A 21,882-nucleotide genomic window follows, 5' to 3' on the forward strand; every position below is an offset into this window, starting at 1 on the left:
GGCTCCGAAATGGTCTGCGGCGGTCCCGCTGCGCCTCCTGAAGAGGCCGCCTGCCCTCACCCCTGCCCTTCTCCCATCCGGGAGAGGGGTTCCCCGCGCCCTGACGGTTTCCGGGAGGATGGAAGCGACTGAGACAGAGGTCGGTCACATCCGGGCATGACGAGCAGCACCATGACCGATCTCGACAGCTTCCGGCGCGACTGGCTCTCCCACCTCTCGGCCGAGCGGCGTCTCTCGCCGAAGACGCTGGAAGCCTATGGCCGCGACCTCGGGCAGTTCACCGCCTTCCTGACGGAGCATCTCGGCGGCGCACCGGCGCTCGCGGAAATCGCCGCGCTGAAACCCGCCGATCTGCGCGCCTTCCTCGGCCAGCGGCGCCGCGACGGCGTCGGCAACCGCACGCTGATGCGCCAGCTCGCGGCCCTGCGTTCGTTCGCCCGCTTCGGCGAGCGCAGCGGCAAGCTCACCGCCGCCGCCTTCGCCGCGACGCGCGGCCCGCGCCTCGGCAAATCGCTGCCACGCCCGCTCGAACCCTCCACCGCCCGCGCCGTCACGCAGGCCGACACCCGCGCCGGCGAAGAACGCGAGCAATGGATCCTCGCCCGCGACGCCGCCGTGCTCGGCCTGCTCTATGGCAGCGGCCTGCGCATTTCGGAGGCGCTCTCGCTCGCCCGCGCACAGGCCCCGCAAAGCGCCGGCGAGACGCTGACCGTCATCGGCAAGGGCAGCAAGACGCGGATGGTGCCGGTGCTCCCCGTCGTCGTCACGGCGATCGCCGAATATCTGAAGCTCTGCCCCTGGCGCCTGCCGCCAGAGGGCCCGCTTTTCGTGGGCGCCAAGGGCGGCCCGCTCTCGCCCCGCATTATCCAGCTCGCTGTCGAGGGCCTGCGCGGCGCGCTCGGCCTGCCCTCCTCCGCCACGCCGCACAGCCTGCGCCATTCCTTCGCGACCCATCTGCTCGGGCGCGGCGGCGATCTGCGCGCCATCCAGGAACTGCTCGGACACGCCTCGCTCTCGACGACGCAAATCTACACGCGCATCGATTCGGCCCGGCTGATGGCGGCCTATGACGCCGCCCATCCGCGGGCCCGCGGCGGCTGACATCTTGCTGCCTTAACGGAAAGCCTTAAACAGCGCCGCCATATCGGCCCTGCAAGGTGATTCGTGTCCGGCTCCATCGAAACGCCCGAGGGCGGCAACAAGCGCATCGCCCTGCTGATCGCGCTGCTTGCGCTCACGCTCGCCTTCTCCGAGATCGGCGGCAAGAATGCCGAGCAGGAAGCCGTCGCCAAGAATATCGAGGCCTCCAATCTTTGGGCCTTCTTCCAGGCCAAGACCATCCGCGCCACCACCGTGCGCACCGCCGCCGAGGCGATGGAGGTCGAGCTCGCCGGCATTGCCGACGAGGCCGCCCGGCAGCGCCTGAGCAAGCGCATCGAAAGCTGGAAGCAGACCGTCGCGCGCTACGATTCCGAGCCCGAGACCAATGAGGGCCGCAAGGAACTCGCCGCCCGCGCCAAGGCGGCCGAGGCGCAGCGCGACATCGCCGCCGCCCGCGACGACAAGTTCGACATCGCGTCCGGGCTGATCCAGATCGCGATCGTGATCTCGTCCGCCGCGATCATCACCGGTGTCACCCTGCTCGCCTTCACCGGCGGCCTGCTCGGCCTCGCCGGCGTCGCGCTGATGGCGCTGGCCCAGTTCGCGCCCACCGCGCTGTTCTGAGGCTGCCGCGCCTCAGTAGTGGATCGCGCCGCGGATGCCGCCGCCGCAGGCGATGGCATCGCCATTGATCGCGACGCTGCGCGGCGAGGCCAGGAAGGCGACGATATCGGCGATCTCCGACGCGTCGACCAGCCGCCCGATGGTGTTGTTCGCCGCCATATCGGCTTCGACCTGCGCCTCGCTCTTGCCGCGGGCGGCGGCCCGCGCCGCGACGATGGAAGCGGTCCGCTCCGTCCGCGTCGTGCCGGGATGGACGACGGTGACGTTGATGCCCTGCGGACCCAGCTCATCGGCGAGGTTCTTGGTCAGTGCCGCCACCGCGACATTGCGCATCGAACCGATGGTCGAGCCGGTCAGACGGGCGGCGAGCCCGCTGATGTTGATGATGCGGCCCCAGCCATTGGCCGCCATATGCGGCGCGGCCTCCCGCGCCATGCGCAGGTAGCCCATCACCTTAACGTTCACATCGTCCCAGAACAGCGCGTCGGTGATCTCGGCGAGCTTCGGCGGCGGCGCCTGCCCGCCGGGCTTGGCCGCCGCATTGACGAGAATGTCGAGGCCGCCCAGCACCGCCACGGTCTCGGCAACCAGCGCCTTCACGGACGCATCATCGCTGGTGTCGACCGTACGGCCGACCACCTTGCGCCCGGTCTCCGCCGCGAGCGCTGCCGCTGCCTCGTCCAGCTCCGCCTGATTGCGTGCAGCGATGACGACGTCGACGCCCTCCAGCGCGAGCTGCCGCGCGATGGCACGGCCGATGCCCTTGCTGCCGCCGGTCACCAGCGCGCGCTTGCCTTCGAGCTTCAGGTCCATGACGTTTCTCCCTCTCCGCTCCAGTCTCAGGCGGACGGCCAGCGGATCGCCCCGCCGCGCATTTTTTCCCAGGCGCGCGCTATCCTGAGCACGCCGAGATCGTCGAAGCGCCTGCCGGTGATCTGCAGGCCGATCGGCAGGCCGCCCTTCGTCAGCCCGGCATGGACCGAGACCGCGGGCTGGTCCGACATGTTCGCCGCTACCGTGAAGCAGATATGCTCGAAGGGCTGCGCGGGATTGTTGACGGGCGAGGCCCATTCGGCCGGGAAGCTCGGCACGGGCGAGACCGGCGAGAGGATGAAGTCGTAAGGCGCTATCGCCTTCAGCGCGGCGTCGCGCATCGCCATCATCTGGCTCATGCCGCGATAGACTCGGGCGCCCGGCAGCGCCTTGCCGCCCTCGGCCCACTGGAAAATATAGGGCAGCACCTTGGCCTGCTTCTCCTGCGGCAGCGCGCCGATATCGACCCAGGCGCGCTGGCGCCAGAAATCATCGAGCCCGTCGAGCATCTCGCGGGTCAGATAGGGCTCGACCGGCTCGACGATGGCGCCCGCATTGGCGAAGGCCCTCGCTGCCGCATCGATGGCCGCTCTCGTCTCCGGCTCGACGGCGAGCCCGATCCCGGCATCGAGCTGCAGGCCAATGCGCAGCCCCTTCAGATCGATGTCGAGCGCCAGCCAGTCGATCTCCTGCGGTGGCAGGCTCATGCCGTCACGGGCATCGGGCCTCGACAATTCCCGCATCAGCAGCGCGGCGTCCTCGACCGTGCGCGTCATCGGCCCGGCGACACGGCCATAATAGGTCGGGTCGATCGGCACCCGCCCGAAGCTCGGCTTCAGGCCGACGAGCCCGCACCAGCCGGCGGGCAGGCGGATCGAGCCACCGATATCGGTGCCGACATGCAGCGGCCCATAGCCCGCCGCTCCCGCCGAGCCGGCTCCGGCCGAGGAGCCGCCGGGGTTCTTGCTGACGTCCCACGGATTGCGCGCGGGCCTGTGGAAGCTCGACACCCCGGAGGAGAGCATGCCGTAATCCGGCATCGTCGTCTTGCCGAGGATGACGAGACCGGCTTCGCGCAGCCGCGCGGCCGGCGGGGCATCATCGGCAGCGGGAGAGAGATCGTTCGCGGCCGTGCCGAGAGGCACCGGAACGCCCTTCGTCCTGATGTTTTCCTTGATCGTGCCGGGCACGCCGTCGAGCGGCAGCGCCTGCCCGTTCCGCCAGCGCGCCTCGGAAGCCCTGGCCTGCGTCCGCGCGCAATCCGGATCATAGGCATAGAGCGCATCGAGCTTCGGCTCGCAGGCCGCGATCCGCGCGATCACAGCCTCCGTCACCTCGACAGGCGAGAGCGCGCGTTTCCCGTAGGCGGCGAGAAGCTCCGTGGCGCTCAGATCGGCAAGATCGGTCATTCCCATGTCCTCGAAGTCACCGGCTGCGGCGCAGGCGCGGATCGACGGCATCGCGCAAGCCGTCGCCGAGCAGGTTGAACCCCAGCACGGTCAGCGCAATCGCGGCACCCGGAAAGATCGCAAGCCAGGGCTGCGTCGCCATGAAGGTCTGGGCTTCGTTGAGCATACGCCCCCAGGACGGGTTCGGCGGCTGCGTACCCAGCCCGAGATAGGACAGCCCGGCTTCGGCCAGAACCGCGAGCGCGAACTGGATCGTCGCCTGCACCACCAGGATGCCGGCGATATTGGGCAGGACATGATGCAGCGTGATCTGCCGGTTGTTGAGCCCGGCCGCCCGCGCCGCCTGGATGAAGTCCTGCGCCCAGACCTGTAGCGCCGCCCCACGCGAGAGCCGCGCGAAATAGGGCAGGTTCAGCACACCGATGGCGACGACGGCGTTGAGCATGCCGGGCCCGGCGATCGCGGTCATCATGATCGCTGTCAGCACGGCCGGGAAGGCGTGGGTGAAATCGGCCGTGCGCATGATGACGTTGTCGAGGAGGCCGTCGCGCCTGACCGAGGCGATCAGCCCGAGCGTCGTGCCCAGCACCATGCCGATGCCGACCGCGCCCAGCCCCACCGCGAGCGAATTGCGTGCACCGACCATGATCATCGAGAAGACATCGCGGCCGAACTGGTCGGTGCCGAACCAGTTGGTGGCCGAGGGCCCCTTGAGTCGATTCAGAATCGCCATCTGCGTCGGCGGATAGGGCGTCCAGACGTAGGAAGTCAGCGCCGCGGCGACGACGAGCACGGCCAGTACCGCCCCGATCACGAAGGAGGGCGCGAGCCACCAGTGCCGACGGCCGCCCGGCGCCTTGCCCTGAACCGCGCTCATGCCTGCCTCAAGCGCGGATCGATCAGCCCGTAGAGCAGTTCGACCGCGAAATTGATCAGGATCGCCAGAGCGGCGAAGAGCATGACGAGGTCCTTGACCACGATCAGATCGTGCTGGGCGATGGCCTGGAAGACGAGCCGGCCCAGCCCCGGCAAAGCGAAGACATTCTCGATGATGATCGCACCGGCAATCAGCACCGAGAACTGCAGCCCCAGGATCGTCACCACCGGGATCAGCGCGTTGCGCAGCGCATGCCGGCGCATCGTCACGCCTTCGCTGAGGCCCTTGGCGCGGGCGGTGCGGACGAAATCCTCCTGCAATGTGTCGAGCATCGCGGAGCGCGTCACCCGCGCGATGATCGCCGCCTGCGGCAGCGCCAATGCCAGCGCCGGCATGAGCAGCGCCTTCAGCGCCGTGCCGAAGCCTGCCTGCCAGCCCGGAAAGCCGCCGGCCGGCAGCCAGCCGAGCCCGACCGCGAAGACGAGCACGAGCAGAAGGCCGAACCAGAAATTCGGAATGGCCAGCCCGGCCTGGGCGAAGGCCATCACCCCGGCATCGGCCAGCTGACCGCGGCGGGAGGCGGCGAGCATGCCGAGCGGGATGCCGATTGCCATCGCGAGCCCGATCGCCATCAGCGCGAGCGGCAGCGTCACCGCCATTCGTTCGGCGATGAGTTGCGCCACCGGTACGCGATAGGTGTAGCTCAGGCCGAGATCGCCGCTGACGAGCCCGCCAAGCCAGAGGAAGAAGCGCAGCACCGCCGGCTTGTCCAGGCCCATCTCGGCATGCAGCGCGGCAAGAGCCTCGGGCGAGGCGTTGAGGCCGAGCGTCACCGCCGCCGGATCGCCCGGCAGCACCTCCAGCACGATGAAGATGACCAGCGCCGCCGCGAGCAGGGTCAGGGCCAGCGCGACGAACCGGCGCAGGATGTAGCCGATCATGGCGTTCTGCCGCCTGCCGCCGGCCTCACCGCCAGCGCAGCTCCGCCAGCGGCGTCACGGGCAATGGCCAGTCGGTCCACATGCCGTCGAGCGCGGCGTTCGCGACCGTGATCTTCGGCAGGATGAAGAGGAAGCCGTTGACCGCGTCCTGAGCCAGCATCCGCTGCGCCTGCTTGTAGAGTTCGTTGCGGGCCCCCTCGTCCAGCGTCCCGGATATCTTGGCGATCAGCGCCTTGAACTCGGGATTCCGGTACTGGAAGTAATAATCGTCCCGCGCATAGATATCGATGTCGAGCGGCTCGGTATGGGCGATGATGCTGAGATCGTAGTCCTTGTTGCGGAAGACGCGCTCCAGCCATTGCGGGAATTCGAGCGGCTCGATCGCCGCGTTGATTCCGATCTGCGCCAGCAGCGCCGCGACGATCTCGCCCGAGCGGCGGGCATAGGAGGGCGGCGGCAGTTTCAGCGTGCAGTTGAACCCGTTCGGGAAGCCAGCTTCCGCCAGCAGCGCCTTGGCCTTGGCGGGGTCATAGGGGTAGGTGCCGGTGAGATCGACATAGGCCGGATGCAGCGGCGAGAAATGGCTGCCGATCAGGCTGACGTCGAAGCCGTAGACGCCGAGCGCGATGGTCTTGCGGTCGAGCGCGTGGGCAATGGCCTGTCGCACCCTAGGCTTGTCGAAGGGCGGCTTGGCGTTGTTGGTGGCGAGGATGGTCTCGCCCTCGGTGCGGCCGATCGTGACCTTGAGCTTGGGGTCGGCCCTGAGCTGCGGCACCGCCTCGGGCGCCGAGAGATTGGTGTGGGCGTCGACATCGCCGGCCCGGAGCGCCGCGACCTGCGCCTGCGGATCGGACATGAAACGGAAGATCGCCTTGGCCAGCGCCGGCTTCTCGCCCCAATAGCCGTCGAAGCGGGCGAGTTCGAGCCGGTCGCCACGGTTCCAGCGCACGAATTTGAACGGGCCGGTGCCGACCGGATTGGTCTTGTTGTTGGAAGCCGTCGCCGGCGCGACGATCACGGCATCGCCCCAGCTGAGACCGTAGAGGAAATTCGCGGTGGGCTGCTTGAGCTTGATCACCACCGTCGCCGGATCGGGCGTCGCGATCTCGGCGATCGGCGTGAAGAGCTGGCGCTGGGCGTTGGTGGAATCCGGCGCGACAGCGCGCTCGAAGGAGAACTTCACCTGCTCGGCGGTGAAGGGCGTGCCGTCATGGAAGGTCGCGCCCTGCCGAAGCTTGAAGCGATAAGTGACGTTGTCGTCCGCGATCTCCCAGCTCTCGGCGAGGCAAGGCTGGAGCTTGCCGGTCCGGTCCATCTTCACCAGACCCTCGAAGATGTTCTGCAGGGTTACCTCGCGGATCGCCTGGGCGGCACCGGAGGTCGGATCGAGCGTCGGCGGCTCCAGCGTCTGGGCGACGGTGACGCTGTCCTTCGCCTGCGCCAGCGCGACGACGGGAAGCTGCGCCGCCAGCGCCGCCAGCCCCGCGCCAGCCAGGAGTTCACGCCGCGTCGTCATATCCATCGCTCCGATGCCGTTGCGGCGCGAGGATGGCGCGGGAGGCGCGGCGAGCGCAAGCCTGCTTCAGGCACAATCCCCGCTGGGCAGAAACCAGATCTGGCGCACTAGTATACCAGACGATTGACCCCCGTCGCAGCCGGCTCTAGAGCGGGATATGAAAAAGTGGGAAGCGGTCTTTCACATCGATCCCGCTCCGACATTGCGAAATCGATCACGCGACCGATGGAGACACCCATGTTGCTGCACGACGATCGCCTCTTCCCCGCCGATCCGGTGACGCGCGGCATTGCGCGCCGGCTCTTCGCCACCATCCGCGACCTGCCGATCATCTCGCCGCACGGCCACACCGATCCGCGCTGGTATGCCGAGGACAACGCCTTCCCCGATCCGGCCACGCTCTTCGTCAAGCCGGACCATTACATCTTCCGCATGCTCTATTCCCAAGGCATCCGGTTGGAGCAGCTCGGCATCGCCCGCAAGGATGGCGGCGAAGTCGAGAGCGACCCGCGCAAGATCTGGCGCCTCTTCGCCGATAATTGGCATCTCTTCCGGGGTACGCCGACCCGGCTCTGGTTCGAGCACGCGGCCTCGACCGTCTTCGGCGTCAACGAGCGCCTGACGCCTGAGAGCGCCGACCGGATCTACGACAAGATCGCCGCGAAGCTGGACGAGCCCGAGCTTCGGCCCCGCGCCCTGTTCGATCGCTTCAAGATCGAGGCGATCAGCACCACCGAAGGCGCGCTCGACGATCTCAAATGGCACGACATGATCCGCTCGTCCGGTTGGGGCGGCAAGGTCGTCACCGCCTATCGGCCCGACAGCGTGGTCGATCCGGAATTCGAGGGCTTCGCCGACAACCTCGAGAAGTTCGGTGAGCTGACCGGCGAGGATATCAGCAGCTGGACCGGCTATCTCGCCGCCCACCGCCAGCGGCGTGCCTATTTCAAGGAGCGCGGCGCCACCTCCTCCGACCATGGCCATGCGACGGCGCGCACCGCCAACCTCTCGGATGCGGATGCCGAGAAGCTCTACGCCAAGATCCTCAAGGGCAAGGTCTCGGCGAAGGACGCGGACCTCTTCCGCGGTCAGATGCTGACCGAGATGGCGAAGATGAGCCTTGATGACGGCCTCGTCCTGCAGATTCATCCAGGCTCCCATCGCAACCACAATGCCGCGCTGTTCGAGCATTTCGGCCGCGACATGGGCTGCGACATCCCGACCGAGACGAATTACGTCGAAGCGCTGAAGCCGCTGCTCGACGCCGTCGGCAACGAGCGCAATCTCACCGTGATCGCCTTCACGCTGGACGAAACCGCCTATTCGCGCGAGCTCGCGCCGCTCGCCGGCCATTATCCGGCGCTGAAGCTCGGACCGGGCTGGTGGTTCCTCGATGCGCCCGAAGCCATGCTGCGCTTCCGGGAACTGACGACCGAGACGGCCGGTTTCTACAACACCGTCGGCTTCAACGACGACACCCGCGCCTATCTCTCGATCCCGGCCCGGCACGATGTCGCGCGCCGCGTCGACTGCGCCTATCTCGCCAAGCTCGTCGCCGAGCACCGGCTGGAAGAGGACGAGGCGGCCGAAGTCGCCCATGATCTCGCCTACCGCCTCGCCAAGGAGGCCTACAAGCTGTGACCCGCCTCTCCGCTTCCACCCTCGCCGGCCTGCCGGCTTCCATCCGCCGCCCCGCCTATGACCGCGCCGCGCTCAAGCCCGGCATCGTCCATCTCGGACTCGGCGCCTTCGCCCGCGGCCACCTCGCCGAGTACACCGAGGACGCGCTGGAGAAGCGCTTCGGCGCGTGGGGCATCGTCGGCGCCAGCCTTCAGCGCCCCGACCAGCGCGACCGGCTGAAGCCACAGGACGGGCTCTATACCCTCCTCAAGCTCGCCCCGACCGGACCGGAGTTGCGCATCATCGGCTCGGTACTCGATGTGCTGGTCGCGCCGGAGAGCCCTTCCGTCCTCATCACGCGGCTGGCCGCGCCCGAAACCCGCATCGTCTCTCTGACGGTGACGGAGAAGGGCTATTGCCACGATCCGGCGACCGGCCGCCTCAAGGCGGATCATCCCGACATTCTGCACGATCTCGAAAACCCCGACGCGCCGCGCTCCGCAGTCGGCATCCTCGTGGCCGGCCTGCGGGTCCGCCGGGCCGAAGGCCGCGGCCCGTTCACCGCGCTCTGCTGCGACAATCTTCCCTCGAACGGCCATGTGCTGCGCGGCCTCGTCCGCGACTTCGCCGCGCTGCAGGATGACGAGCTCGCCGCCTGGATCGAGGCCAACGGCGCCTTCCCGGCGACGATGGTCGACCGTATCGTGCCGGCGACGACGGATGCCGACATCGCCGAGGTCGCCAAGCTGATCGGGCTGGACGATGCCGCCCCGGTCATCGGCGAGCCCTTCCGGCAATGGGCGATCGAGGATGTCTTTGCAGATGGCCGGCCAGATTGGCACGAGGTCGGCGCGCAGATGGTCTCGGAAGTCGCGCCCTTCGAGTTCATGAAGCTCAGGATGCTGAACGGCGCGCATTCCTCGCTCGCCTATCTCGGCTATCTCGCCGGCCACGAGACCGTTGCCGAGGCCAGCGGCGACCCGGTCCTCGCCCGCTTCCTCGAAGGCCTCTGGGCCGAGATCATCCCGACCGTGCCGGCGCCGCAGGGCGTCGTGCTGGCGGACTATGCAAAGGCCCTGCTCGCGCGCTTCCAGAACCCGGCGATCCGCCACCGCACCTGGCAGATCGCCATGGACGGCTCGCAGAAGCTGCCGCAGCGCCTGCTCGGCACCATCCGCGAGCAGCTGAAAGCCGGCGGCGGAATCGACCATCTCGCGCTCGGGGTGGCCGCCTGGATGCGCTACGTCACCGGCACCGACGAGAAGGGCGGCGCCATCGACGTCCGCGATCCGCTGGCGGCGGAGTTCAAGCGCCGCAGCGAGGCGGCCGGGCGCGATGGCAAGGCGTTGGTCGAAGCGCTCGTCGGCATCGAGGCGATCTTCGGGAGCGACCTGCCGGGCGACACGCGGTTTACAAAACCGGTCACCGCACATCTCGCTTCACTGTTCGACAAGGGCGCGAAGGTTACGGCGGCGAGCCTCGGCTGATCAGAAAAGCCCCCGGAAGCGCGGGAACCCCTCTCCTTTAAGGAGAGGGGTAGGGGTGAGGTACCGGCCGCTGGACCCGTTGAACGAAAGCCAGGCTGCGACAGCGGAAAGGAAACAGTCCAAACAATAACCGCCCTTGTCTGACTGCAAGAGCAGTAGAATCAGCTGACTACCCGCTGCTACACTCGGCGGCGATCTACATGCACGGGTTCATGACGGGCTCACGTGGGATAGACAACAGATTAGTCGTCTGTACGTTCAGCGTTTCCGGGCCCTTCTTTCGTAGGTCTTCGTACATTCTCGGCCCATACCCTATGCACATGTACCAACCGGATCGGAGTTTTTGAAGATTCTGCGCTCGTTCGGCCTCGATTTCGGCCCTTGTGACAGGGTGCTTGCTGTTCTTGATAATGAACTCATCGATGCGTTCCATGGACCGGTCAAGCTCCGCTTGAAACGCGGTGTCTTGTCCCTTGTAGCATTCCTGACCGACGGCTCTGATTGTTTCAAAGATACTCCAGGTGCAGAGAATCGCGCCTTTTCCCGAGTTATCGTAGCGGAGGACGCGATCGCCCTGCTGGAACATTTGGATGCCACCGGGTGAGGTAGCCGGCACTTCTTTCGACTTTTCGCCCTGGCTTTCCGGTGCGGCATGCGCAGGCGGCACTGGCAATAGAATGGCGGCAAGCACCAGAGCGAACATTGATCGTTGGCGCATAGGCATGTCCTTCTTCGCGGGCACCAGCATAGCGTGTAGCAGACTTGAGCCGCGAGTTGCATTTCTCACCTGCGCGATTGCCATTTCTCAAGCTCGCGGCCTCGCCCAAGGCTAACACCAAGGGCCAACGACGCGCCGCCGGCGCCCTCTCCCCTTGATCCGCCGCCCCATCCGGCGCCAGATGCGCAGGATGCTTCGCGCGCTGACCGCCCTCGCCGTCTCGATCCTGCTGGCCGCGACCGCCATGGCGCAGGAGCCGCCGCGCATCGCCATTCCCAACCTCTGGGACCCGCGCATCCGGCTCGACCGGCCGGAACCCGGCCCGCCGCGCGTGGTGCGCTTCCTCACCGACGACGACTATCCGCCCTTCCATTTCGCCGGACCGGACGGGGCGCTGACCGGCTTCTCGGTCGAGCTCGCCCGCGCCGTCTGCGACAGGCTCGCCTGGACCTGCACGATCCAGCCGCGCCGTTTCGACACCTTGCCGGATTCGCTGGCCGAGGGACGTGGCGACGTGCTGGCAGCCGCGATGAACCTGACGCCGGCGCTGCGGCAGCGCTTCGCCGCGAGCCATCTCTATTTTCGCGCCCCGGCCCGGTTCGCCACCACGCGCGGCAATGCGCGTTCGACACTCGACAGCGCCGGCCTGCAGGGCCGCCGCGTCGCCGTGGTCGCCAACTCCGCGCATCAGGCCTTTCTCGAAAGGCTCATGCCCTTCGTGCAGCGGCGCGAGAGTGCCGATCTCGGTGCGGCCATCGCCGCCTTGCGCAGCGGCGAGGCGGAATATGTCTTCGCCGATGGCGTGGCACTATCGCTGTCTCTCGCCGGCAGCAGCGGGGAGTTCGCCTTCTCGGGCGGGCCTTATCTGGAGAGCCGCTATTTTGGCGAAGGCGTCGCCTTCCTGCTGCGCAAGGACGATCCCGCCCTGAAGCGCGCGATCGACTACGCGCTGCAGGGCCTGTGGGATGACGGGACCTATGCCCGCCTCTACCTGCGCTTCTTCCCGGTCAGCCCGTACTGAACTCCGATCCCCCGAGCCCTCATCCTGAGGAGCCATTCCCCAGGGAATGGCGTCTCGGGCGCGCTCCTCAGCATGAGGGCTCAGATGGACGAAACCGCTGTTACGGCGCGTTGCTGGCCAGCGCCTGCTTCGCCACCGCCGCGAGCCAGCCCGAGGTCGCGGGCAGGATCGCGTCGTTGAAGTCGTAGCGGTCATTGTGCAGTTCGCCGCCGTCCACGGCAGGGCCGTTGCCGATCCAGACATAGGCGCCGGGCCGATCCTGCAGGAAGTAGCAGAAATCCTCGGAAGTGGTGCTGGCGGAGATGTCGCGGCGGACCTCCAGCCCGGCGGCCTTGCCGGCATTCGCCGCCATGTCTTCCTCTGCCGGCGTATTGATCGTCGCCAGCCCGCCGAGCGAGAAATCGACATCCGCCTTCATCTCGAAGGTCGCGGCGATGTTGTTGGCGATGTCGCGGATGCGCTGCACGACGCGTTCGCGCACCGGAACCGTGAAGACGCGATAGGTCCCCTCGATCCAGACATGGGTCGGGATCTGGTTCGAGGCGAGCCCGCCATGGATCTGGCCGATCGTGACGACGGCGTTGTCCATCGGGCTGACATTGCGCGAGACGATGGTCTGCAGCGCCACGATCAGATGGGCCATCGCCGTGATCGGATCATGTGTCAGCTCGGGCTTGGCGGCATGACCGGCGGTGCCAGACAGGGTGATCTTGAACTTGCCGGGCTCGGCCATCACCGGGCCGCGATGCACGGCGACGGTGCCGGCTTCCAGCCCCGGCCAGTTGTGCAGTCCGAAGACGCGTTCCATCGGGAAGCGCTCGAACACGCCGTCCTGGATCATCGCCTTGGCGCCGCCATAGCCTTCCTCGGCCGGCTGGAACAGGAACTGCACCGTGCCGCTCCAGCTCTCGTCGTTCTTGAGCAGCGCCGCCGCGCCGAGCAGCGAGACCGTGTGGCCGTCATGGCCGCAGGCATGCATGACGTTGGTCTTGCCGGATTTGTAGGGGAGGTCGTTCACCTCCTGGATCGGCAGCGCATCCATGTCGGCGCGCAGGCCGACAGAGCGCTCCGAGGAGCCGCGCGACAGCGTCGCGACGACACCGTGGCCGCCGACATTGGCGGCGAAGGGAATGCCGAGCTCCTTCAGCTTCTCCTGCACGAAGGCGCTGGTCTGCGCCTCCTGCAACGACAACTCCGGATTGGCGTGGAGATGTCGTCGCCACGCGGTCAGCTTGTCGAGCAGGTCGCGGTCCAAGGCGGCATCCTTTCAAGGCATGGTCTAAAGAATAAGGCAGGGGCGACCCTATACCGCCATGGCAAGCCGGCAAGCCGCTTCGGCGAGGGGCCGCACCCTCGTTTGCCGCATTTCAACCGTGTTCGCGCATTGACGGCGCCCTTGGCAATCTGCGAAAGCCCCTCTTTCGCTTTTGCGATATGGCTTTCCCGTTCAGGAGAGGACACCGCCGCTCATGCCCGCCTTCGACGCAGCCCTCGTTGACGCCGCCCAGCGTTCGGCCTCCTGGCCGTTCGAGGAGGCGCGCAAGCTCGTGGCCCGCATCGAGAAATCCGGCAAGAAATCGGTGATCTTCGAGACCGGTTACGGCCCCTCGGGCCTGCCGCATATCGGCACCTTCGGCGAGGTCGCGCGCACCTCAATGGTCCGCCACGCCTTCCGCGTGCTCACCGGCAACACCATCCCGACGCGGCTGATCGCCTTCTCGGACGACATGGACGGCCTGCGCAAGGTGCCGGAGAACGTGCCGAACAAGGAGTTGCTCGCCGCGAATCTCGGCAAGCCGCTGACCGAGGTGCCGGACCCGTTCGGCACGCACGACTCGTTCGGCCGCCACAACAATGCGCGGCTGCGCGCCTTCCTCGACAGCTTCGGCTTCGACTACGAGTTCAAGTCCTCGACCGACGCGTACCGTGCCGGCGAGTTCGACGCGACGCTGCTCATGATGCTCGCCCGCTATGATGCGGTGATGAAGATCATGCTGCCGACGCTGCGCGAGGAGCGGGCCGCGACCTATTCGCCCTTCCTGCCGATCCACCCGAAGACGCGCGTCGTCATGCAGGTGCCGATCGACGAGATCGATGTCGAGGCCGGCACCATCGTCTGGGCCGATCCGCAGACGAAGGAGCGCTTCGTCACCCCCGTCACCGGCGGCCATGTGAAGCTGCAGTGGAAGCCGGACTGGGCGATGCGCTGGGTCGCGCTCGGCGTCGACTACGAGATGGCCGGCAAGGACCTGATCGACTCGGTCAAGGTCTCCTCGCAGATCGCCCGCGCGCTCGACGGCACGCCGCCGGAGGGCTTCAACTACGAGCTCTTCCTCGACGATCTCGGCCAGAAGATCTCGAAGTCGAAGGGCAACGGCCTGACCATTGAGGAATGGCTGACTTACGGGCCGCCGGAGAGCCTGGCGCTCTATATGTTCCAGCGCCCGCGCGAGGCCAAGAAGCTCCATTTCGACGTCATCCCGCGCGCCGTCGACGAATATCTCCAGTTCCTCAACGGCTATGAGCGGCAGGACTGGAAGAACCGCCTCGGCAACCCGGTCTGGCACATCCATGCCGGCAATCCTCCGGCACCGGAGGTCATCGCTTCCGGCGAGGGCGAGAACGCGGTCAGGACGCAGGTCACCTTCGGGCTGCTGATGAACCTCGTCGCCGTCGCGAATTCCGAGGACAAGGCCGTGCTCTGGGGCTTCCTCCAGCGCTATGCGCCGGGCATGTCGCCGCAGACCCATCCGCGCCTCGATGCGCTGGTCGGCTACGCGATCGCCTATTTCCGCGATTTCGTGAAGCCGGCGAAAAGCTATCGCCCGGCCGACGAGGTCGAGCGCGATGCGTTCACGAAGCTCGACGCGGCGATCGCCGCCCTGCCCGCGGACGCTACGCCCGAAATGGTGCAGGACACGGCGCTCGACATCGCCCGCGCCATCTCGCGCTACCAGAACCTCACCGCCAAGAACGCGACGCCGGAGCGTCCCGGTGTTTCCGGCGATTGGTGGAAGGCGATCTACCAGGTGATGTTCGGCGAGGATCAGGGCCCGCGCTTCGGCTCCTTCGCGGCGATCTACGGCCTGCCCAACACCCGCGCCCTGATCGCCAAAGCGCTGGCCGGCGATCTGGCGAGGGAACATGCCGCCTTCCTCGCGGCGCGCAAAGCCGACTGACGAGCCTACGGAGCCTGCCATGACCTTTCCCGACGACGCGCTCGCGGCGCTGGCGGAGGTGGTCGGCCCCAGTGGCCTGCGCAGCGGCGAGGCGATCCCCGCTCGCAATCGCAAGGACGCCTCCGATACGCCGGAGGGCCTGCCGGCCGTGCTCGTCACGCCGCGGACGACAGAGGAGGTCGCCGCGGTGCTGGCGATCTGCTCGCGCTTCTCGCTGCCCGTCGTCGTCCAGGGCGGCATGACCGGGCTCGCCGGCGGCGCCACGCCGCAGGCAGGCGAGGTTGCCCTCTCGCTCGAACGCATGAACGGCGTCGAGGAGATCGACCCGGTAACGCGGACGATGACCGTGCTCGCCGGCACGCCGCTCGCGGTCGTGCAGGAGAAGGCTGCGGCGGCCGGCTTCCTCTACGGCGTCGATCTCGGCGCGCGCGGGACCTGCACGATCGGCGGCAATGTCGCGACCAATGCCGGCGGCGTGCAGGTGCTGCGCTACGGCATGACCCGGCGCAGCGTGCTCGGCCTCGAAGCGGTGATGGCCGATGGCCGTATCGTGGGCCACCTCAAGAAGGTGGTGAAGAACAATGCCGGCTACGACTGGACGCAGCTTTTCATCGGCAGCGAAGGCACGCTCGGCGTCGTCACCCGTGTGCTGCTGGCGCTCCAGCCAGCGGTGACCGGCACGCAGACGGCGCTTTGCGCCGCCGGCAGCGTCGCCAACGCGCTCGCGGCGCTCAACCGTCTCGAAGCCCGGCTCGGCGGCGGCCTGCTCGCCTTCGAGGCGATGTGGTCCGAATACATGAAGGCCGCGATTGAAAAGGGCGGCCTGCCCGCTCCCTTCGCCGGGGAACCCGAGGTCACGCTCGTCGTCGAGGCGGCGATGGGCTCGGGTAACACGGGCGAGGAGAGCTTTGCGGAAGCGCTCGCCGAACTTGCGGAAGAAGGCCTGCTGGACGATGTGCTGATTGCCCAGTCGGGCCGGGACCGACAGCGTTTCTGGGCCTATCGCGAGGCGAATTACGAGTTCTACCGCGACCTGCCGCCCGGAATCCATTTCGACGTCAGCATTCCCCTGGGCGCCATGGCGGATGCGGTCGCCTTGCTGCGCCAGCGAGTCGAGACGCGTAGCGGCACGGCCTTCCCGATCGTCTTCGGCCATCTCGCCGACAGCAACCTACATCTCTCGATCCATGACGAGACTGGGGAGCTCTCCGGCTTCGCCGACATCGTCTACACACTGGTCCGGGAGAAGCAGGGCAGCATCTCGGCCGAGCATGGCGTCGGCGTGCTGAAGCGGCCCTATCTCGGCATGAGCCGCTCGGATGCCGAACTCGCCCTGATGACATCGCTGAAGCGGACGCTGGACCCCGGCAACATCCTCAACCGCGGGCGCATCCTGCCGGCCTGAGCCACGACGATCGGTCTCTGGCGCACGGCCGGCGGCTCTGTCACAACGCGGTGGAGCAAGCAGCCGGAGACGCGGAGCATGATCGCGGCGATGACACCTATCGAAGCCGTCGAGCACGCCATCCGCTCGCGCCGGGCCGTTCGCGCCTTCCTGCCCGATCCGGTCGAGCCCGATCTCGTCCGCCGCCTGATCGATCTGGCGGCGCAGGCCCCTTCCGGCACCAACATGCAGCCCTGGAAGCTCAGGGTGATCGGCCCGCAGTCCCGAGCAAGCCTCGAAGCAGCGCTGCTCACCGCGCTCGAAACCGGCGAGCGCCCCGGCGTCGAGGAGTACCGCTACTATCCCGAACGCTTCCGCGAGCCCTATCTCTCGCGACGCCGCAAGGTCGGCTGGGATCTCTACGGCCTGCTCGGCGTGGCGAAGGGCGATAGCGAAGGCATGAAGCGGCAGACCGCGGCAAACCTGCGCTTCTTCGATGCGCCGGTCGCGCTGATGCTGACGATCGACCGCGATCTCGAAATCGGCTCCTGGCTCGATCTCGGCATGTTCATCCAGAACCTGCTGATCGCCGCGCAGGGCCACGGCCTCGATTCCTGCCCCCAGGCGATCTTCGCGCAGTTCCATCCGATCGTGCGGCGCGAGCTGGCCATCCCCGAGGACGAAGTCGTGGTCTGTGGCATCGCCATCGGCAAGGCCGATGCGGATGCGCCGGCCAACCGCCTCGTGCCGGAGCGCGAGCCGGTCGAGAGTTTCACCAGCTGGCTGGATTGAGGCTGGGTCAACCGCTCGTCATAGTCGGGCTTATCCCGACCATCCACGCCTTCCTCCGGCGAGGGCGGTGTTCAAGACGTGGATGCTCGCGGCGAGCGCGAGCATGACGGCGAAATCCCGCTACGATTCGCGCCTGGCATCGGGTGCAGGCCTGCCCGCACCCTTCCTGAACAGTTTCAGCACCGGCTCGACGAGCCAATGCATCGCGACGATCGCGATGCCGCCGACGATGAGCCCGAAGACCGCCGACAGCACCGCCCCGGCCAGCCACTCCCCGGCTCCGGCGACCGCGGACGGCAAGGCGCGGCCGGCCGCCACGGCAAGGTCATGGACGCCGTGGCCGAGGCCCGAGAGGGCGTACCCCTCCAGCCCGTGGATGATGATGCCGCCGCCGACCCACAGCATCGCCGCCGTACCGACCGCACCGAGCACATTCAGGAAATGCGGCATGCCGCGCACGAGGCCGCGCCCGAGCGGCTGCGTCAGCCAGCGCAGCGCACGGTCGAGCCTGCTCGCTTCACCCGGCTTCGGCCGCCTGAGGCCCAGCAGACTCGTGCCGGGGCGCTGGTTGGCGGCAAGCGCAACACCGACATCATCCGCCTTCACGATCAGCGCGACGACGCCATAGACGGCAACGGTGATGCCGATACCGACGATGGCGAGCACCGCCGCCTTCATCCAGAACGACTGGTCGGAGACGCCGGCGAGCGTGATCGCCATGATCTCCGCCGAGAGGATGAAGTCGGTCTTGATCGCACCGGCGACCTTCTGCTGTTCGAGGGCCGCGGGGTCTCCCGCCGTCTCGCCCGCCTTCGCGGCGCCATGCGCGCCATGCGGCAGCACCAGCTCCAGCACCTTCTCGGCGCCCTCGAAGCAAAGAAAGGCGCCGCCTGCCATCAAGAGCGGCGTGATCGCCCAGGGCGCGATCAGCGCGAGCAGGAGCGCGCCCGGCAGCAGGAAGATGAGCTTGTTGCGCAGCGAGCCCAGCGCGATCCGCCAGATGATCGGCAATTCGCGCGAGGCGGCGAAGCCCACGGCATAGCGGGGCGTCACTGCCGCATCGTCGATGACGACGCCCGCCGCCTTGACCCCCGCCTTGCCGGCCTGGGCCACGACATCGTCGACCGACGCCGCCGCGACCTTGGCAATGCCGGCGACGTCGTCGAGCAGCGCAAAAAGTCCCGAAGCCAAGCAGCTTCTCCAAATGGTGTCGCTGCGGCCAAATTAGCTTGGGCTGCGTGAAGATGGAAAGACGCCGCCATTCCGGACAAGCGGCAAGGCCGCGCCGATCCGGAATCCACCGGAAGACGATGTGCTCTGCGATGAATTCCGGGCCTCCGCTTCGCGGCGCCCGGAATGAAGGCTGAGGATCGGGGGTTTCCGTCAGCCCTTCAGGCTCGCGAAACCCTTACCCTCGGCGGCTAGGCGCTTCAGCAGCGGCGCCGGCTCCAGCGCCTTGTCGCCAGTCTCGGCGGCCTGTGCTTCCAGCCGCTTCGCGATGACGTCGAGCCCCACCGTATCTGCCCAGTACATCGGACCGCCCCGCCAGGCCGGCCAGTTGTAGCCGTTGATCCAGACCACATCGATATCGCCCGGCCGCGCCGCGATGCCCGCTTCCAGAATGCGTGCGCCCTCGTTGACCATCGGGTCGAGCAGACGCGCCAGGATCTCCTCCTGGGTGAAACTGCGCCGCGTCACGCCCTGCTCGGCCGAGATGCGGGCGATCAGGGCCTCGACCTCGGGGCAGCGCTGGCCGCTGCGCGCACCCTGCGGATAGAGGTAATATCCGCGCCCGGTCTTCTGGCCGAACCAGCCGGCCTCGCAGATCGCATCCGCGACGGGCGCCTTCAGACCGCGCGCCTTGCGCGAGCGCCAGCCGATGTCGTTGCCGGCAAGATCGGCCATGGCGAAGGGCCCCATCTTGAAGCCGAAACCGACCAGTGCGGCGTCGACCTCGTGCGGCAGGGCGCCCGCGATCAGCAGCCGCTCGGCGGCGCGCGTGCGCTGCTCCAGCATGCGGTTGCCGACGAAGCCGAAACCGTTGCCGACCACGACCGGCACCTTGCCGAGCTTTCGGCCGAGCGCAACGGCGGTGGCGATCGCATCGTCAGCCGCGCCCTTCGGCAGGACGACTTCGAGCAGCTTCATGACGTTGGCCGGGCTGAAGAAATGCATGCCGATCACGTCCTGTGGCCGCTTGGTCGCGGCCGCGATGGTGGGCACATCGAGATAGGAGGTGTTGCTGGCCAGGATCGCGCCGGGCTTGGCGACCTTGTCGAGCTCGCCGAAGATCTGCTGCTTGACGCCTATCTCTTCGAAAGCGGCCTCGATGACGATATCGGCGCCGGCAGCCGCAGCGAGCCCGACGGCTGGCCTGATCAGCGCCATGCGCCGGGCCTTCGCCTCCGGCGTCAGCGACCCCCGCGAAACCGAGATGTCGTAGATCGCGCCGATACGGTTGATGCCGTTGTCGAGCGCAGCCTGCGCCGTCTCGATCAGCGTCACCGGGATGCCGGCATTGGCGAAGCACATGGCGATGCCGCCGCCCATCGTTCCCGCCCCGATCACGGCGGCGCTGGCGATCTCCCGAGGCTTCACCTCCGGCCCGATGCCCGGCACCTTCGCGACCTCGCGTTCGGCGAAGAAGACATGGCGCAGCGCCTTGGAGCGCTCGTCGGCGATCAGCGACAGGAACAGCTTGCGCTCGACGGCCACACCTTCCGCGAAGGGCATGGTGAAGGTGCTGCGGACCGCCTCGACCAGCGCCGGCACGTTCGGCATGCCGTCGGCCTTCTTCAGCGCGTCCTTGGCAAGCGCCTCGAAAGCCTCGCGATCCGCCTCGGTCAGCCTGTCGTCCTCCGCGCTCGTGACCGGACGGCGCCCCTCGGCGGCAAGCCCCTCGGCCAGCCTGATCGCCGCCTTGACGACATCGCTGGAGACGACCTCGTCGAGGAGCCCGTATTCCAGCCCCTGCCCCGCCGAGATCGGCTCCCCGGAGAGCATGATCGGGAAGGCCTTCGACGCACCGATCAGCCGCGGCAGGCGCTGCGTGCCGCCGGCGCCGGGGATGAGGCCGAGCTTGATCTCGGGCATGCCGAGCTTGGCAGCGGGCAGCGCGACGCGGCCATGGCAGGCGAGCGCGACCTCGAGCCCGCCGCCGAGCGCGATGCCCTGGATCGCCGCGACCACCGGCTTGGCCGAGGCCTCGATCGCGTCGAGCAGGTCCGGCAGCAGCGGCGGCGCGGGCGGCTTGCCGAACTCGCTGATGTCGGCGCCGGCGATAAAGGCCTTGCCGGCGGAGGCGATCACGATCGCGACCAACGAAGGGTCGGCGTTCGCCTGCTGGATTGCGCTCGCGAGCCCTTCGCGCACCGCGGCGCCAAGCGCATTGACCGGCGGGTTGTCGATGGTGGCGAGCGCGACCGGGCCGCACATCTCAAGTTGAACCTTCGTCATCGACGCTCTCCGCAATTCCTGTCCCGCGCCCGACTCGCAAACCAAGGCAGCGAAGGCGTCTGGCGGGCAAGGGAGAATCGGGACCGCGCGATGTCAAGCACAGGGCGACGACGAAAGACGCATCCGGCCTCGCTTGACCCTGTCCGAAGGGCCATGTCATCCGGGCTGGGCAATCAGGAGCGGACCGATGAGCGAAGTGCTGAGCGAAACCGTCGCGGCCGGCGTGGTGCAGGTCACCATGAACCGGCCCGACCGCAAGAATGCGCTGGATCGGGCGAGCTATGCCGGGCTGATCGCGGCGATCGGTACCGCCGAGGCCGACGCCTCGATCCGTGCCATCCTGCTGACCGGCGCCGGCGGCTGCTTCACCAGCGGCAACGACATCAAGGATTTCGCCATCGCCGCCGCCTCCGGCGAAGGCCCGCGCATCGCCATCGACTTCCTCGAGGTGATCTCGGCAACCCGGAAGCCGATCGTCGCGGCCGTGGAAGGTTTCGCCGTCGGCATCGGCACGACGATGCTGCTGCATTGCGATCTCGCCTTCGCCGCCCGCTCCGCGACCTTTCGCCTGCCCTTCGTCACGCTCGGCCTCTCGCCCGAGGGGGGGTCGAGCTACCTGCTGCCGTTGGTCGCCGGCTCCAAGAAGGCGGCCGAATTGCTGATGCTGGGCGAGGCCTTCAATGCGGAGACGGCCGCCGAAACTGGTCTCGTGAATGCCGTGGTCGAGGACGGCACGGCGCTGGAAGCCGGTCTTGCCAAAGCCAAGGCACTGGCGGCTCTGCCGCCGGAATCGCTCGCGCTCACCAAGATGCTGCTGAAGCGCGGCTCTGCCGAGGCCGTGGCCGAGACCATCGCGACGGAAGCTCGCCATTTCGGCGAACGCCTGCGCTCGCCGGAGGCGATGGCGGCCTTCGCCGTGTTCTTGAAGAAGTGAGGGGTCGGCG

At 67.7% G+C, this 21,882-nt stretch carries 18 protein-coding genes; 9 read left to right on the forward strand and 9 right to left on the reverse strand.

From position 1 onward, the window contains the following. Positions 1-156: 156 nt before the first annotated feature. Both AB4Z16_RS01775 and AB4Z16_RS01780 read left to right on the forward strand, forming a co-directional pair. Complete coding sequence (locus AB4Z16_RS01775; RefSeq protein WP_441509600.1) at positions 157-1,101, forward strand: tyrosine recombinase XerC; 945 nt, start codon at positions 157-159, stop codon at positions 1,099-1,101. Positions 1,102-1,164: 63 nt separating this feature from the next. Beyond that, positions 1,165-1,725 (forward strand): DUF4337 domain-containing protein, encoded by a 561-nt coding sequence (locus tag AB4Z16_RS01780; protein WP_441509601.1) that lies wholly within the window; start codon positions 1,165-1,167, stop codon positions 1,723-1,725. 12 nt (positions 1,726-1,737) lie between these two features. Here the strand turns inward: AB4Z16_RS01780 and AB4Z16_RS01785 are convergent, their stop codons facing one another. The 5 genes from AB4Z16_RS01785 to AB4Z16_RS01805 are packed head-to-tail and all read right to left on the reverse strand — an operon-like array spanning position 1,738 to position 7,281. After that, positions 1,738-2,538 carry an SDR family NAD(P)-dependent oxidoreductase gene (locus tag AB4Z16_RS01785; protein WP_441509602.1) on the reverse strand — a complete coding sequence of 267 codons (801 nt, stop codon included), beginning with the start codon at positions 2,536-2,538 and terminating at the stop codon, positions 1,738-1,740. 26 nt (positions 2,539-2,564) lie between these two features. Continuing rightward, positions 2,565-3,947 (reverse strand): amidase, encoded by a 1,383-nt coding sequence (locus AB4Z16_RS01790; RefSeq protein WP_441509603.1) that lies wholly within the window; start codon positions 3,945-3,947, stop codon positions 2,565-2,567. Positions 3,948-3,963: 16 nt separating this feature from the next. Beyond that, positions 3,964-4,824 carry an ABC transporter permease gene (locus AB4Z16_RS01795; protein ID WP_441509604.1) on the reverse strand — a complete coding sequence of 287 codons (861 nt, stop codon included), beginning with the start codon at positions 4,822-4,824 and terminating at the stop codon, positions 3,964-3,966. Then, positions 4,821-5,765 carry an ABC transporter permease gene (locus AB4Z16_RS01800; protein ID WP_441509605.1) on the reverse strand — a complete coding sequence of 315 codons (945 nt, stop codon included), beginning with the start codon at positions 5,763-5,765 and terminating at the stop codon, positions 4,821-4,823. The genes AB4Z16_RS01795 and AB4Z16_RS01800 overlap by 4 nt, the downstream gene beginning before the upstream one ends. A 25-nt stretch (positions 5,766-5,790) precedes the next feature. Beyond that, positions 5,791-7,281, reverse strand: coding sequence for an ABC transporter substrate-binding protein (locus tag AB4Z16_RS01805; protein WP_441509606.1), 1,491 nt, complete (start codon positions 7,279-7,281; stop codon positions 5,791-5,793). A 237-nt stretch (positions 7,282-7,518) separates the two neighbouring features. Here AB4Z16_RS01805 and uxaC point away from each other — a divergent pair, with 237 nt between their 5' ends. Further along, complete coding sequence (gene uxaC, locus AB4Z16_RS01810; RefSeq protein WP_441509607.1) at positions 7,519-8,922, forward strand: glucuronate isomerase; 1,404 nt, start codon at positions 7,519-7,521, stop codon at positions 8,920-8,922. Beyond that, positions 8,919-10,388, forward strand: coding sequence for a mannitol dehydrogenase family protein (locus tag AB4Z16_RS01815; protein WP_441509608.1), 1,470 nt, complete (start codon positions 8,919-8,921; stop codon positions 10,386-10,388). Before uxaC ends, AB4Z16_RS01815 begins: the two co-directional genes overlap by 4 nt. A 196-nt stretch (positions 10,389-10,584) precedes the next feature. Here the strand turns inward: AB4Z16_RS01815 and AB4Z16_RS01820 are convergent, their stop codons facing one another. Continuing rightward, the gene (locus tag AB4Z16_RS01820) at positions 10,585-11,190 is read right to left on the reverse strand and encodes a hypothetical protein (RefSeq protein ID WP_441509609.1); all 606 of its coding nucleotides are present in this window, start codon (positions 11,188-11,190) and stop codon (positions 10,585-10,587) included. A 106-nt stretch (positions 11,191-11,296) separates the two neighbouring features. Here AB4Z16_RS01820 and AB4Z16_RS01825 point away from each other — a divergent pair, with 106 nt between their 5' ends. Next, on the forward strand, positions 11,297-12,127 hold the full coding sequence (locus AB4Z16_RS01825; protein ID WP_441509610.1) for a transporter substrate-binding domain-containing protein: 831 nt from the start codon (positions 11,297-11,299) through the stop codon (positions 12,125-12,127). A 100-nt stretch (positions 12,128-12,227) separates the two neighbouring features. Here AB4Z16_RS01825 and AB4Z16_RS01830 read toward each other — a convergent pair whose 3' ends face one another. Next, positions 12,228-13,382, reverse strand: a complete 1,155-nt coding sequence (locus tag AB4Z16_RS01830) for an amidohydrolase (protein WP_441509611.1) — start codon at positions 13,380-13,382, stop codon at positions 12,228-12,230. Positions 13,383-13,596: 214 nt separating this feature from the next. Between AB4Z16_RS01830 and AB4Z16_RS01835 the strand changes: the two genes are divergently transcribed. The 3 genes from AB4Z16_RS01835 (at position 13,597) to AB4Z16_RS01845 (ending at position 17,482) form a co-directional block, all read left to right on the forward strand. Continuing rightward, positions 13,597-15,306, forward strand: coding sequence for a lysine--tRNA ligase (locus AB4Z16_RS01835; RefSeq protein ID WP_441509612.1), 1,710 nt, complete (start codon positions 13,597-13,599; stop codon positions 15,304-15,306). A 19-nt stretch (positions 15,307-15,325) separates the two neighbouring features. Beyond that, positions 15,326-16,711, forward strand: a complete 1,386-nt coding sequence (locus AB4Z16_RS01840) for an FAD-binding oxidoreductase (protein ID WP_441509613.1) — start codon at positions 15,326-15,328, stop codon at positions 16,709-16,711. 90 nt (positions 16,712-16,801) lie between these two features. Then, positions 16,802-17,482, forward strand: coding sequence for a nitroreductase (locus AB4Z16_RS01845; protein WP_441509614.1), 681 nt, complete (start codon positions 16,802-16,804; stop codon positions 17,480-17,482). 120 nt (positions 17,483-17,602) lie between these two features. On the opposite strand, the gene AB4Z16_RS01850 is transcribed toward AB4Z16_RS01845, so the two are convergent. Continuing rightward, on the reverse strand, positions 17,603-18,673 hold the full coding sequence (locus AB4Z16_RS01850; RefSeq protein ID WP_441509615.1) for a DUF808 domain-containing protein: 1,071 nt from the start codon (positions 18,671-18,673) through the stop codon (positions 17,603-17,605). 192 nt (positions 18,674-18,865) lie between these two features. Further along, the gene (locus AB4Z16_RS01855; protein ID WP_441509616.1) at positions 18,866-20,938 is read right to left on the reverse strand and encodes a 3-hydroxyacyl-CoA dehydrogenase NAD-binding domain-containing protein; all 2,073 of its coding nucleotides are present in this window, start codon (positions 20,936-20,938) and stop codon (positions 18,866-18,868) included. Positions 20,939-21,125: 187 nt separating this feature from the next. Here AB4Z16_RS01855 and AB4Z16_RS01860 point away from each other — a divergent pair, with 187 nt between their 5' ends. Continuing rightward, positions 21,126-21,872, forward strand: a complete 747-nt coding sequence (locus tag AB4Z16_RS01860) for an enoyl-CoA hydratase-related protein (RefSeq protein ID WP_441509617.1) — start codon at positions 21,126-21,128, stop codon at positions 21,870-21,872. Positions 21,873-21,882: the final 10 nt, after the last annotated feature.

It is taken from the genome of Allobosea sp. TAF32, assembly GCF_052113585.1.
Classification (GTDB): domain Bacteria; phylum Pseudomonadota; class Alphaproteobacteria; order Rhizobiales; family Beijerinckiaceae; genus Allobosea.

What these genes read in the sequence shown, in the direction of transcription:
- AB4Z16_RS01775 (WP_441509600.1), top strand. Translation starts at nt 157, where the DNA reads ATGACGAGCAGCACCATGACCGATCTCGACAGCTTCCGGCGCGACTGG.
- AB4Z16_RS01785 (WP_441509602.1), bottom strand. Translation starts at nt 2,538, where the DNA reads ATGGACCTGAAGCTCGAAGGCAAGCGCGCGCTGGTGACCGGCGGCAGC.
- AB4Z16_RS01790 (WP_441509603.1), bottom strand. Translation starts at nt 3,947, where the DNA reads ATGACCGATCTTGCCGATCTGAGCGCCACGGAGCTTCTCGCCGCCTAC.
- AB4Z16_RS01795 (WP_441509604.1), bottom strand. Translation starts at nt 4,824, where the DNA reads ATGAGCGCGGTTCAGGGCAAGGCGCCGGGCGGCCGTCGGCACTGGTGG.
- AB4Z16_RS01800 (WP_441509605.1), bottom strand. Translation starts at nt 5,765, where the DNA reads ATGATCGGCTACATCCTGCGCCGGTTCGTCGCGCTGGCCCTGACCCTG.
- AB4Z16_RS01805 (WP_441509606.1), bottom strand. Translation starts at nt 7,281, where the DNA reads ATGACGACGCGGCGTGAACTCCTGGCTGGCGCGGGGCTGGCGGCGCTG.
- uxaC (WP_441509607.1), top strand. Translation starts at nt 7,519, where the DNA reads ATGTTGCTGCACGACGATCGCCTCTTCCCCGCCGATCCGGTGACGCGC.
- AB4Z16_RS01820 (WP_441509609.1), bottom strand. Translation starts at nt 11,190, where the DNA reads ATGGCAATCGCGCAGGTGAGAAATGCAACTCGCGGCTCAAGTCTGCTA.
- AB4Z16_RS01825 (WP_441509610.1), top strand. Translation starts at nt 11,297, where the DNA reads ATGCTTCGCGCGCTGACCGCCCTCGCCGTCTCGATCCTGCTGGCCGCG.
- AB4Z16_RS01835 (WP_441509612.1), top strand. Translation starts at nt 13,597, where the DNA reads ATGCCCGCCTTCGACGCAGCCCTCGTTGACGCCGCCCAGCGTTCGGCC.
- AB4Z16_RS01840 (WP_441509613.1), top strand. Translation starts at nt 15,326, where the DNA reads ATGACCTTTCCCGACGACGCGCTCGCGGCGCTGGCGGAGGTGGTCGGC.
- AB4Z16_RS01845 (WP_441509614.1), top strand. Translation starts at nt 16,802, where the DNA reads ATGACACCTATCGAAGCCGTCGAGCACGCCATCCGCTCGCGCCGGGCC.
- AB4Z16_RS01855 (WP_441509616.1), bottom strand. Translation starts at nt 20,938, where the DNA reads ATGACGAAGGTTCAACTTGAGATGTGCGGCCCGGTCGCGCTCGCCACC.
- AB4Z16_RS01860 (WP_441509617.1), top strand. Translation starts at nt 21,126, where the DNA reads ATGAGCGAAGTGCTGAGCGAAACCGTCGCGGCCGGCGTGGTGCAGGTC.